Source organism: Streptomyces purpurogeneiscleroticus (assembly GCF_020024005.1).
Classification (GTDB): Bacteria; Actinomycetota; Actinomycetes; order Streptomycetales; family Streptomycetaceae; genus Streptomyces; species Streptomyces purpurogeneiscleroticus.
The window spans coordinates 1-11,605 of record NZ_NHSG01000442.1 but is presented as its reverse complement, the minus strand read 5'-3'; the positions used below and the strand labels follow the sequence as shown (position 1 = coordinate 11,605).

The window sequence follows — 11,605 nt, the reverse complement described above, 5'->3', positions numbered from 1 at the left end:
CGCGCGGGCGGCCCGATGGTTGTTTCGGACTACGCAACTATTATCTTTATGCGCAACAGCTTTTCTTGCGGGCCAAGGGTTGTCAAGAGGTTGTCAAGAGGAGGGCGCACCATCGGCCACTGCGCCGCAACCGCCGTGTCGCCGCCGTCAGAACGCCGAGTCGTCCCACTGGTCCAGCAGCGCTTCGTCCGTGTCCCCGCCGGGCTCGGCCGCCGGGCCGCTCAGGGACTGTTCTGTCCAGATGACCTTGCCGCGGGCGGTGTAGCGGGTGCCCCAGCGTTGGGCGAACTGCGCGACGAGGAAGAGGCCGCGCCCGCCCTCGTCGCCGGTCTTCGCACGGCGCAGGTGCGGGGAGGTGTTGCTGCCGTCGGCGACTTCGCAGATCAGGCTGTCGTCGTCGTGCAGCAGGCGCAGACGGATGGGGTCGGCGCCGTAGCGGACGGCGTTGGTGACCAGCTCGCTGATCAACAGCTCGGTCGTGTAGGCCACTTCGTCCAGCCCCCAGGATTCCAGCCGGCGGGTGGCTTCGGCGCGGACCCGGGGGACGGCGGCGGGGTCGCTCGGTACCTCCCAGTCGGCGACATGATCCGGGTCCAGCAGCCGGGTGCGGGCGATGAGCAGGGCGACATCGTCCCGGGGACGGGCAGGCAGCATCGCGTCGAAGACGGCCCGGCAGGTCTGCTCGGGGTCCCGGCCCGGGTGGGCCAGCGCGGTACGCAGCAGATCCAGGCCCGTGTCGAGGTCGCGGTCGCGGTCCTCGACGAGTCCGTCGGTGTACAGCGCCAGTTGGGAGCCTTCGGGAAGGAGCAGTTCGGCTGTCTCGAACGGCAGGCTGCCGCCCAGGCCCAGCGGTGGGGAGACCGGCACCTCCGGGTACTCCACGGTGCCGTCGGGGTGCACCAGCGCCGGTCCCGGATGGCCGGCCCTGGCCAGCGAGCACTTCCCGGAGACCGGGTCGTAGATCGCGTACAGGCAGGTCGCTCCCGTCACCCCGGCCTCGGCGCCTTCGGGATCCTCGTCCTGGTCGATCCGGGTGACCAGCTCGTCCAGGTGACTCAGCAGCTCGTCGGGCGGCAGGTCCAGCGTGGAGAAGTTGTGCACCGCGGTGCGCAGTCGGCCCATCGTGGCCGCGGCGTGCAGCCCGTGCCCGACCACGTCGCCCACCACCAGCGCCACCCGCGCGCCCGGCAGCGGGATCACGTCGAACCAGTCGCCGCCCACCCCGGCGTGCGCCGGCAGGTAGCGATGGGCCACCTCGATGCCGGAATGCTCGGGCAGCCCGTGCGGCAGCAGGCTGCGCTGCAGAGTGACCGCCATGGTGTGCTCGCGGGTGTAACGGCGGGCGTTGTCGATGGACACCGCCGCACGGGCGGCCAGCTCCTCGGCGAAGGACAGCTCCTCCCGCTCGAAAGGAGCGTTCTCCGACCGCCAGAAGTTGGCCGTGCCCAACAGCACCCCGCGCGCCTGCAGCGGTACCGAAATCAGCGAATGGATGCCGTAGTCCAGGACTTGCTGGGCACGCTCCGGGTGCTGGGCGCGCCAGCCGTCGGAGCTTGCCAGGTCCGGCTCCAGTACCGCGCGATCGCTCGCCACGGCGGCGGCGATCGGGTGGGTGGGTACAAAACGAATCAGCTCGCCGACCGGAATGAGGGGCTGGTCGTCCCGGATGCCGCGGATCACCGCACGGCGCATCCCGGTGTCCGTGCCGTCCGGCTCCTCCCCGCGCGGAACGGCCTCCAGCAGCTCGACGGTGGCGAAGTCGGCGAACCGGGGGACCGCGACCTCCGCCAGTTCCTCCGCGGTGCGCACCACGTCCAGCGTGGTGCCGATCCGTGCCCCGGCGTCGTAGAGCAGCTGCAGGCGTTCCCTGGCCGCTTCCGCACGGCCCGCCAGCGCCCGGAGTTCGGTGGTGTCGCGCAGCGTGGCCACGCTGCCGGCCCGGCCGCTGCGGCCGTCGACCGGCCGCAGGTTGACGGCCAGCAGCCGGTCCCCGGCCAAATGCACCTCGTCGGTGGCCGTCCGGCCCGACGTCAGCAGCTCGGCGGTGTCCGCTTCCAGCCCGAGATCGGAGACCGGCCGGAGCTCCGCGTCCGCCGGCAGCTCCAGCAGTCGCTGCGCCTCGTCGTTGGCCAGCAGCAGCCGGCCCTCGCCATCGATGACGAGTACGCCTTCCCGGACGGAGTGCAGCACCGCGTCGTGGTGTTCGTACATCCGCGTCATCTCGGCCGGTTCCAGGCCGTGCGTCTGCCGCCGCAGCCGCTGGCTGACCAACGCCGAGCCGCCCGTGAGCAGTACCAGCGCGCCGGCCGCCGAACCGAACAGCAGCGGCAGCTGCTCCGTCACCTTCGCGTTCACGCTCTCGACCGTGATGCCGACGGACACCAGCCCGACCACCTTCCCGTCGGTGTCGAAGACGGGAACCATCGTGTCCACGGCGCGGCCGACGCCGGGCGTGTAGGAGGTGGCCTGGTACACCTTGCCGCTGAGCGCTTCGGCGTAGGAGCCGACGACGTGCTTGCCGATCCGGTCCGGGTCGGGGTGGGTCCAGCGGATGCCGGCCGTATCGAACGCGATGATGTAGTTGACCTTGGACCGCTTCCGGGCTTCCTCGGCGCGCGGCTGCAGCAGCGCACTGGGGTCGGCGGATTTCATGGCGCTCAGCGTTCCCGGGGCGTGCGCGAAGGTCTCGGCGCCGACGCGCGAGCGGTCGCGGGCCTCCTGCAGGCTCGACCCCCGAGCCTGCAGTACGAGGGCCGTGACGGCCGCGCAGACGAGCAGCAGTACGACCGCCAGGTGCAGGAGGAACACCTGGCCGGCGACGGTCCGCGCACTCAACAGGGAGCGCACACGCCCTCCCGGCGACGGCCGGCGCCGGCCGTCCCGTCCGTCCTCGGGCAGGCGGGACGGCGCCGCGAAGGACAGTCGGAACTTGGACATATCCATGCATCCAGTATGCTCGGCGAGGGTGAGGGGGCCGGTGTGCCACGAGGTGGGCGGTGCGGTCGCGAGGCGAGGAGATCCGGCAGACAGCCGGCCGGCCTCCGAGGGGGCCGGCCGGCTGTCTGCCGTGTCCGATGCTGCCGTTACGGCGTCAGGATCCTTCCAGTTCCCCTTCCCGGACGTCCTCGTAGCGCTCTTCGCCGGCCGGCGAGCGCTGCTTGGAGGTGGCGGGGAGGCTGCTGGTCTCCGCCAGGGTCCGGCCGCGGGTCTCCTCGGCCCAGAGTACGGAGACCAGCCAGCCCACCAGGGTGATGCCGGCGCCGATCAGCATGGTCGGGCCGATGCCCAGCCGGCTGAGGGAGATCGGCAGCAGATAGGTGCCCGCGGCGGCCCCGACGCGGCTGATGGAGGTGGCCACGCCGCCCGCCGTTGCCCGGATGCTGGTGGGGAACAGCTCGTTGGGATAGGTCCACTCCAGCACCGTGGGGCCGCCGGAGAAGAGGGCGTAGGCGCAGAAGCAGGCGATGACCAGCGCGAAGGGCACCGCGGAGCCGCCGCCGAGGACCACCAGCGGGACTGCCATCAGGGCGAACGACCAGACGATGACCGGGCGCCGTCCGATCCGGTCGACCATGCGCAGCGCGGGGATGCAGCCCAGTACGAACACCACGCTGATCAGGGCCGATCCGAGGTTGCCGGCGTTGCCCTTGTCGAGGCCGAAGGAGCCCAGGATGGTGGGTCCGAAGGTGAGCAGGGCGAACATCGGCGTGATCTGACACATGTAGAACAGCCCGCAGAACAGCGTTCGCCGCAGATAAGTACCTTGGAAGAGGTCGCGGAACCGGTGCTGTTGCAGTGCTTGCTCGGTCGCCGCGGCGGCGAGCAGTTCATTGGTCGAAACGGTGCGGCCGAGGGCACGTTTGATCGCCTTCTGGGCGTCGTCGGTACGTCCCTTGTTCACCAGCCACAGTGGTGATTCGGGTGTGCCGATGCGCATCAGCAGGATCAGGGCGCTCAGTACGGCGGAGGAGGCGAGCATCCAGCGCCAGGTGCCGTTGCCGCCGATCTCGGCCATCACGTACCCGACCACGTACGCGGCCGCCGCGCCGATGTACCAGGCGAGGATGAGGATGCCGAGCAGCCGGCCGCGGTGCTTGTTCGGCACCCATTCGGCCAGCAGGGACGTGGCAATGGGGTAGTCGGCTCCGATGGCGACGCCGAGTATGAAGCGCAGGATGACGATCTGCCAGGTTTCGTCGGCGAACACCGACAGCACCGATCCGCCGACCAGTACGGCCAGGTCGATGGTGTACATCGCCTCGCGGCCGAGCTTGTCGGTGACTGCGCCGAAGCACAGACCTCCGATGAAGATGCCGACCAGGGCGGCGGCGCCGATGAGGCTCTCTTCCGACGTGGTCAGGTGCAGTTCGTTGCTCATACCGATCAGCGAGACGCCGATGATGCTGAGCAGGTAGCCGTCCAGGAAGGGACCGCCGGCGCAGGCCCAGGTGAGTTTTCGGTGGAATTTGTTCAGGGGCGCCTCGTCGATGGCACGGATGGACATGTGACCTCCTGAAGTAGGGGACGAGGGGCCGCGCGGGCCGCACGGCGGGAGGCGCCTCCGGCGGACGGCCTCGCCCCGGTGCGGAGGCCGTCCTGAATGCGACGTCGCGGGCGGTGGTGCAGGCGGTGCTTCACGCTGAAAGGTGTTGCGTATAGGGACGTGCGTTTCTGCAGACGCAACGGAACCTTGATAGGGCGTTCACGTCAAGACCGGCCGCCGAAGATCTCCCCGGCCTCCACCGACCCGTCGGCGGTCCGCTCTCGTGCGAGCAGTGGACGTTGGGCAGGTCAAAACAGGTTGCGCATGGCGCAACAAATCGGGGAGGGAAAGTCCGAGATCCGGGTGTCTTGACAGCGATTTGGGGCACCCGCAAACTGACGTTGCGCTGTTGCGCGTGTCGCAATCCGTTTCGCTATACGCACCGGGGTGTCATGATGATTCCCGCATGCCGTCTTGCAGATCTGCCGCGAGGCGAGGCTCATCGGCTCGACAACGATCCGCCCATCTCCGTGTTCCACACCGAAGACGGCGAGCTCTTCGCCATCGACGACACCTGCACCCACCAGGACGCCTCGCTCGCCGACGGCTGGCTGGAGGGTTGCGAGGTGGAATGCCCGCTGCACTCCTCGAAGTTCGATCTCCGGACGGGGGCCGTCGACGCTCCGCCGGCCAGGCGCCCGGTCCGCACGCACGAGGTTCTCGTCGCGGACGGCATGATCTACGTACAGCCGTCCACGGAAGCTCCCAACCTACCGCCCTGCGTTGCGGCTCGTCTCACCGCACGCTCTGCGTGATCTTCAGGAGGGGCGTGCGGTCGCTCAGCCCAGGTAGCCCATCCGGTAGCTGATCTCTTCCGCACCCTTGAGCAGCATCGGGGCGAGCTCCTGCATGCGCTCCTCGGTGAACCGGTACGCGGGTCCGGAGGCGCTGAGCGCCGCGATGACCTCACCGTCACGGTCCCAGACCGGCGCGGCCATGGCGTGGAGTCCTATCTCGAACTCTTCCAGGGTCATGGAGTAGCCACGCTTGCGCGTCTCGGTGAGGTCCTTCTCCAGCTTGGCCTTCGAGGGCAGCGTGTGCGGGGTCACCTTCCGCATGCCGGTCTCGGACAGCAGCGCGGCGCGCTCCTCGGCGGGCATGTGGGCGAGCAGGATCTTGCCGCTGGAAGTGGCGTGCAAGGGGGTCAGCTGGCCGACCCAGTTGTGCGCGGTGATGGCTCCGGGGCCGCGCACTTGATACAGGTTGATCGCGTAGTGCTCCTGCATCACAGCGATGTTGACGGTCTCACCGATCTCCTCGGCGAGACGCTGGCAGACCGGCCGGCCCTGCTGGGTGATGTCGATCCGTCCGGTGACCGCGCCGGCCAGGCGCACGATGCCGAAGCCGAGGCGGTACTTGCCGCGCTCGCCCGCCTGCTCCACCATGCCGCGCGCCTCCAGGGCGCCGAGCAGCCGGAACGCGGTGGACTTGTGCACATCGAGCTCGGCGGCCACCTCGCTGACCCCGGCCTCGTCGCGCTGCGCCAGCACCTCCAGCACGGTGATGGCACGGTCGACGGACTGCACGCCGCCGGCCGGTGAAGCTGTCGTTTCATTCTCCGGACGGTAGTTGCTCATAGTGAAACTATACGCACAGTAATCAACGCGGCCATAGGGCTGTGCAGGCGGCGTTGACGTCGCATGTTGCGTGCACTGCAACCTGACACGCGTACAGCGACACACCCTGGGGCGAGAGAGTAGACGCAAGGTTTTTACGTGTCCAGGGTCGGGTGGCTCTCTGGAGTCGAGGCCAGGCCGGCGAGGCTCTGGCGACGCTCTGCAGCCGGTCCTGCAGTCGGCCCTGCAGTCCGTCCCGGGTGCGGGCAGGGGCGGTGGTCACACTGACGTCGGCATCAGCACCGTCAGCCAGACCAGCAGCGGTGCCCCCGCGACGACCAGGCCCGTGTATCCCAGCATCTTCCGCTGGAAGCGTTGTTTGTCCGGCACCTGGGCCTGGGCGAGGACGATGACGCCGTTCGTCGAGTACGGACTGACGTCGACGACCGTTGAGCAGAAGGCCAGCGCCAGAACCAACGCGACAGCGCTGATTCCGCCCTGCTCGATCAGCGGGAAGGCGATCGGCAAGGCGATTCCGAGTGTGCCGAGGGAGGAGCCGAACGCCGACACGATGCCCACCACCAGGCAGAGCAGCAGCGCCGCCAGCAGGGGGGAGCCGAGTGCGCCGGCCGCGTCGCCCAGCTCGGCCAGCGTCCGATTCTGCGTCAGCACGGCCATGTACGTCATCATTCCGCTGACCAGCAGCACTGCCGACCAGCTGATGTCGGTCATGCCCTCCTTGTGCCGCTGCGGGGCGACCAGCAGCAGGACCGCCGCGATGACGAGGGCGGTGACACCGACATCAATCCTGAAGACGCCGGCCCCGACCACCAGGCCGACCAGGCCAATCAGGGTGAGCAGACGGATCGGGGTGACTTCGGCCGCCCGGTCTGCGGCGGGAACCTCTGGTGCGGTGGTTCGGGGCACGGCGGTCGCCGTGCCCCTTCCCGTGCTCGTGCCGGCCGTACGGTCGCCCGAGGGCTGCGAGCCCGTGCCGCCGATGACGTCCGGGAAAGTGACCCGGTCGGTACCGGTGGCAGCGTCCGCCTCGCGGCGCAGCAGGCCCCGGCCGAGGACCAGGAACAGGACGAGCGCGAACAGGAAGTTGAGCGCGAACACCACCGCGAAGAGCAGCAGCGCGTTGATGTGGAGCCCGGCGCGTGCCGCCATGTCGCTGGTGAACGCCCCGTACACGGTGATCGGTGAGAACGCGGCGCCCAGCGCGCCATGGCTGAGCATCATGCCCATGAGCAGCGGATTGATCCGGTAACGGTGGGCGATGGGCATGGCGATCGGGGCGAGCATGCCGACGGCCAGCACGGAACCGAGGGCCATCAGGACGCCGGCCAGGGCGAACATCAGCCAGACGACGGCCCAGCGCCGCCCGCGCACCAGGCGGAGCGCACCGGCGACGACGAGGTCGATCGTGCCGTTGGCCCGGGCGATGCCGAAGAGCAGTGTGATGCCGACGATGAGGACGAAGGTGTCGCCGGGGAAGGCGGCGAAGACATCGTCGAGTGAGATGCCGGAGGCGGCCCCGATCGCGAAGGCCGCGACGAAGGCGAGCAGCCCCATGTTGACCGGCGTAAGTGTGGCCACGAGGAACAGCCCGACGAGGGCGATGAGCGACAGTACCTGGACCATGGGCAGAGCCCTTTCCGGTCACGGACCTGCCCGGGCGCGCGGGACGGCGCAGCGGCGGCACGTCACCTTGACGGTTCCCATATAACGGGAACTGGATGGTCAGTGAGCGGTGCGCTTCGGGGGAGACCGTAGAGGGGTGCCGGGTGCCTCACAAGACTCTGTACCTCGGTTCTTCGGAGCGGTGCTCGTCGAATGCTGTTCGCGAAGCCGCATTTGTGCGCCCGCCCTCTTGTCGGGAGAGAGGGCGGGCGGTTACGGTCACGGCCAGATAGTGAGTGGTGCTTCCCAAATAATGAGAGATTGCAACGTAGTCGAAGGGGGCGGTGTGACCTTTGCCAGGGGGAGAGCGGCTCGTCAGGCGGTGAGTGCCGCGGCGATTCGGCGTGCGATGTCCGCGACCAGGCTCCCGTACCGTTCGCCCGGGCGGTCGCCGATGCGCTGGATCGGCCCGGACAGGCAGACGGCGGCGGCCGGGCGGCCCCGGAGGAGGACGGGCGCGCTGACCGATGCGGCGCCCGGAGTGCGGATGCCGACGCTTTCGCACCAGTCGGGCCGTGGCTCATCGGCCGGGTGCGCGAGGACCTGCCCGGCGGAGCCGAGCGGCAGCGGGATCGTCCCGCCCGCCGGTACCGTCATCCGCAGCTCGTGCGGCGAGTCGACGGAAGCGAGGCACAGCCGGCTCTCGCCGCGCCGCACCCACAGCTGGGCCGACTCCCCGGTGGCGTCCCGCAGTTCGGTCAGGTACGGCGTGCCGACCTCGCTCAGCGCGGAGGTCGCGAAGCGGGCCCCGAGCCGGAAGCGGCCCTCCTCGTCCCGCACCAGCAGGCCGTGCGCCTCCAGGGCCGCGGCCAGCCGGTGGGTGGTCGATACGGACATGTCGAAGAGCCGGGCCAACTCGGCGGCGGTCTGCGGCTGTTGCTCTGCCGCGTCGAGCAGTGCGACCGCCTTGTCGAGGACTCCGACCCCGGTGACCCGCATCTCCACATGACTCATACGGCGCATGGTAATTCCCACATATTGGGAACTCAAGAGGCAGCTTTCCCGCGATGGAGGACACTCCCCATGACGCAAGACTCGGAATCCCCTGCCCCCCTGGAAGGCATCCGCGTACTGGAGCTCGGCAACTACATCGCCGCTCCCTTCGCGACCCGCATTCTCGCCGACTTCGGAGCCGAGGTCATCAAGGTCGAACGCCCGGGCACGGGGGACGAACTGCGCCGCTGGCGCGGCACTCCGGGCGACACCTCGATGCTCTTCCGCACCCTGGGCCGCAACAAGCGCTGCATCACCCTCGACCTCTCCGGCGAGGAGGGCCGGGACATCGCGCTCCAGCTCGCCGGCAGCTGCGACATCGTGGTCGAGAACTTCCGCCCCGGCACGCTGGAACGCTGGGGCCTGGGCCCCGAACGCCTCACCGAGGCCAACCCCGACCTCGTCCTGGTCCGCATCTCCGGTTACGGCCAGACCGGACCGTACCGGGAACGCCCGGGCTTCGGCGGTGTCGCCGAGGCATTCGCCGGCCTGCGCCACATCACCGGCAGCCCCGACCGGCCTCCCGTGCGCTCCGCCGCCGCCGTCGCCGACACCGCGGCCGGACTGTACGCCGTGATCGGTGCGCTCATGCTGCTGCTGCGCCGGGCGCGGGGGCACGAGCCCGACCGGCCGCAGGTCGTCGACATCGCCCTGTACGAGGCGGTGTTCTCGATGCTGGAGGCGATGGTGCCCGAGTACGACGCGTACGGGATCGTCCGCGAGCGCACCGAGGGCGCGCTGCCCGGCGTCGTCCCGTCCGGCATCTATCCCTGCCGTGACGGTCAGTCCGTCGTCATCAACGGCAACGGCAATGGCATCTTCGTACGCCTCATGCGCACCGCCGGGCGTCCCGACCTCGCCGACGACCCGGCCCTGGCCGACGCCCCCGGCCGCGCGGCGCGCGCCGACGAACTCGATGCGGCCCTCACCGCGTGGACCGGGCGGCACACGATGGCCGACGTCCTCGACGCCCTCGCCGGGGCCGGTGTGCCGTCCGGGCCGGTTCACAACGCCGCCACCATCGTGAACGACCCGCAATACCGGGCCCGGGGCATGCTCCAGGAGTTCGAGGTGGACATCGCGGACGAGACCAGGAAGGTCCGCTTCCCGGGCGTCGTGCCCGTACTGCCCGGCAGCCCGGGCAGCGTCAAGTGGCTCGGCCCCGAAGTGGGCAGCCACACGGAGCAAGTGCTGACCGGCACCCTCGGCCTCAGCGAAACGCGCGTCGAGGAACTGCGCGACCGGAAGGTGATCTGACGATGCCGGCCTTCGACAGCACTCCTGCCCACACCTCTGCGGACAGCTCGGCTCCCGACGTACTCGTCACCGACGTCGTGCTGCGGGACGGGCTCCAGGACGAGCCCGTCATCGTCTCCGTCGCCGACCGCGTCGCCCTCGCCGGGGCACTCACCGCCGCGGGCATTCTCGAATTCGAGGCCGCCTCCTTCGTCTCGGCCCGCCGCGTACCGCAGATGGCCGGAGCCGAAGAACTCCTCGCAGCTCTCCCGCGCCCTTCACACGCGAAGATCGCCGGCCTCGCTCTCAGCCCGACCGGCGCCCGGCGCGGCGCCGCGGCGCACGAGGCCGGACAGCTCGACGTGCTGCGCCTGGTAGTCTCCGCCGACCCCGGCCACAGCGTCGCCAACTCCGGGCGCGGTGTCGACCAGGCACTCGACGAGATCGGCGAGTCCATCGCCGCCCTGCCACCGTCCCTCACCGTCGAGGCCGACGTGTCCACCGCTTTCGTCGGTCTCGACGGAAGCCCGCTGCCCACCGAACGCCTGCTGTACGTCGTCCGTCGCCTCCGCGACCTGGGCGCCGGCCGGATCGGGCTCGCCGACACGCTCGGCACCGCCCCCACCGAACACGTCGCACACTGCCTCTCCACTGTCCTCGAAGCCTTCCCCGACCTGACCGTCAGCCTCCATCTGCACAATGCCCATGGGCAGGCGCTGCGCACGGTGGACGCCGCGCTCGCCCTGGGCGTGGTCCGTTTCGACAGTGCGCTCGGCGGCCTCGGAGGGTGCCCCTTCGCACCAGGCGCCCACGGCAACCTGGCCACCGAAGAGCTGGTCGCCCACCTCCACGCCCATGGAATGAAGACGGGAATCGACGAGACGGCCCTGGTCGAGGCGGGGAACCTCCTCACCACCGTGCTGGCCGGTGCGACCGCGGTGTCCGTCTGAGGGTGGTCGTCAGGATGCCCGCCGCGTGGCGGACCACGCCTCGCGGCGTTCCCGTACGGCGTCGAGGGCGTCGAGGACCTGCTGGGCGATGTCCTCGACGGCCCCGGTGGCACGGACGGTCAGCAGCAGGTCCTCGTAGTAGGTGAGCAGCGGCGCGGTCTGGCTGCGATAGACCTCCTGGCGGTGGCGGATGACCTGTTCGGTGTCGTCCGTGCGGCCGCGGCTCAGCAGCCGCTGGATCACCACGTCCTCCGGTACGTCGAACTCCACCACGGCGTCGAGCTGTTGCCCTTCGGCCGCGAGATGCTCCGCCAGGACATCGGCCTGTGCCGTCGTCCGGGGGAAGCCGTCGAGCAGGAATCCCCTGGCGGTGTCGGGGGCCGTCAGGCGCTCCCGGACCATCGCATTGGTCACGCCGTCGGGGACCAGGGCGCCCGCGTCCAGATACTCCGCGGCCCGGCGGCCCAGCGGGGTCCGCCCGCCGACATGTTCCCGGAACAGATCGCCGGTCGAGATGTGGGGGACGCCCAGGGCGGTGCCGAGGATGGCGGCCTGGGTGCCCTTGCCCGCACCCGGCGGGCCGATGAGGACGAGTCGCATCTGGGAAGGGTGCCTTTCCGGAGGTTGCGGGAGGGGGAGTGGGA

9 protein-coding genes are annotated in these 11,605 nt (G+C 70.0%); 3 read left to right on the top strand and 6 right to left on the bottom strand.

Annotation, left to right across the window (positions count from 1 at the left end):
• Positions 1 to 147: 147 nt before the first annotated feature.
• Together CCS38_RS32755 and CCS38_RS32750 are read right to left on the bottom strand one after the other, a co-directional pair.
• Positions 148 to 2,937, bottom strand: coding sequence for a SpoIIE family protein phosphatase (locus CCS38_RS32755; protein WP_372457184.1), 2,790 nt, complete (start codon positions 2,935 to 2,937; stop codon positions 148 to 150).
• Positions 2,938 to 3,091: 154 nt separating this feature from the next.
• On the bottom strand, positions 3,092 to 4,504 hold the full coding sequence (locus CCS38_RS32750; RefSeq protein WP_223736958.1) for an MFS transporter: 1,413 nt from the start codon (positions 4,502 to 4,504) through the stop codon (positions 3,092 to 3,094).
• Positions 4,505 to 4,935: 431 nt separating this feature from the next.
• On the opposite strand from CCS38_RS32750, the gene CCS38_RS32745 reads away from it, so the two are divergent.
• Positions 4,936 to 5,298 carry a bifunctional 3-phenylpropionate/cinnamic acid dioxygenase ferredoxin subunit gene (locus CCS38_RS32745; RefSeq protein ID WP_223736957.1) on the top strand — a complete coding sequence of 121 codons (363 nt, stop codon included), beginning with the start codon at positions 4,936 to 4,938 and terminating at the stop codon, positions 5,296 to 5,298.
• A 24-nt stretch (positions 5,299 to 5,322) separates the two neighbouring features.
• Here CCS38_RS32745 and CCS38_RS32740 read toward each other — a convergent pair whose 3' ends face one another.
• The 3 genes from CCS38_RS32740 to CCS38_RS32730 form a co-directional block, all read right to left on the bottom strand.
• Positions 5,323 to 6,120: an IclR family transcriptional regulator gene (locus CCS38_RS32740; protein WP_223736956.1), complete on the bottom strand. Its 798-nt coding sequence runs from the start codon at positions 6,118 to 6,120 to the stop codon at positions 5,323 to 5,325.
• A gap of 258 nt (positions 6,121 to 6,378) precedes the next feature.
• Complete coding sequence (locus CCS38_RS32735; RefSeq protein WP_223736955.1) at positions 6,379 to 7,743, bottom strand: SLC13 family permease; 1,365 nt, start codon at positions 7,741 to 7,743, stop codon at positions 6,379 to 6,381.
• Between the two features lie 354 nt (positions 7,744 to 8,097).
• Positions 8,098 to 8,736, bottom strand: a complete 639-nt coding sequence (locus CCS38_RS32730) for an IclR family transcriptional regulator (protein WP_223736954.1) — start codon at positions 8,734 to 8,736, stop codon at positions 8,098 to 8,100.
• A 69-nt stretch (positions 8,737 to 8,805) separates the two neighbouring features.
• Here CCS38_RS32730 and CCS38_RS32725 point away from each other — a divergent pair, with 69 nt between their 5' ends.
• Entirely contained in the window at positions 8,806 to 10,032 is a 1,227-nt protein-coding gene (locus tag CCS38_RS32725) for a CaiB/BaiF CoA transferase family protein (protein WP_223736953.1), read from the top strand.
• A gap of 2 nt (positions 10,033 to 10,034) precedes the next feature.
• Positions 10,035 to 10,961: a hydroxymethylglutaryl-CoA lyase-like TIM-barrel protein gene (locus tag CCS38_RS32720; protein WP_223736952.1), complete on the top strand. Its 927-nt coding sequence runs from the start codon at positions 10,035 to 10,037 to the stop codon at positions 10,959 to 10,961.
• A gap of 9 nt (positions 10,962 to 10,970) precedes the next feature.
• Here CCS38_RS32720 and CCS38_RS32715 read toward each other — a convergent pair whose 3' ends face one another.
• Entirely contained in the window at positions 10,971 to 11,561 is a 591-nt protein-coding gene (locus CCS38_RS32715; RefSeq protein WP_223736951.1) for an adenylate kinase, read from the bottom strand.
• Positions 11,562 to 11,605: the final 44 nt, after the last annotated feature.

What these genes read in the sequence shown, in the direction of transcription:
- CCS38_RS32755 (WP_372457184.1), bottom strand. Translation starts at nt 2,937, where the DNA reads ATGTCCAAGTTCCGACTGTCCTTCGCGGCGCCGTCCCGCCTGCCCGAG.
- CCS38_RS32750 (WP_223736958.1), bottom strand. Translation starts at nt 4,504, where the DNA reads ATGTCCATCCGTGCCATCGACGAGGCGCCCCTGAACAAATTCCACCGA.
- CCS38_RS32745 (WP_223736957.1), top strand. Translation starts at nt 4,936, where the DNA reads ATGATGATTCCCGCATGCCGTCTTGCAGATCTGCCGCGAGGCGAGGCT.
- CCS38_RS32740 (WP_223736956.1), bottom strand. Translation starts at nt 6,120, where the DNA reads ATGAGCAACTACCGTCCGGAGAATGAAACGACAGCTTCACCGGCCGGC.
- CCS38_RS32735 (WP_223736955.1), bottom strand. Translation starts at nt 7,743, where the DNA reads ATGGTCCAGGTACTGTCGCTCATCGCCCTCGTCGGGCTGTTCCTCGTG.
- CCS38_RS32730 (WP_223736954.1), bottom strand. Translation starts at nt 8,736, where the DNA reads ATGAGTCATGTGGAGATGCGGGTCACCGGGGTCGGAGTCCTCGACAAG.
- CCS38_RS32725 (WP_223736953.1), top strand. Translation starts at nt 8,806, where the DNA reads ATGACGCAAGACTCGGAATCCCCTGCCCCCCTGGAAGGCATCCGCGTA.
- CCS38_RS32720 (WP_223736952.1), top strand. Translation starts at nt 10,035, where the DNA reads ATGCCGGCCTTCGACAGCACTCCTGCCCACACCTCTGCGGACAGCTCG.
- CCS38_RS32715 (WP_223736951.1), bottom strand. Translation starts at nt 11,561, where the DNA reads ATGCGACTCGTCCTCATCGGCCCGCCGGGTGCGGGCAAGGGCACCCAG.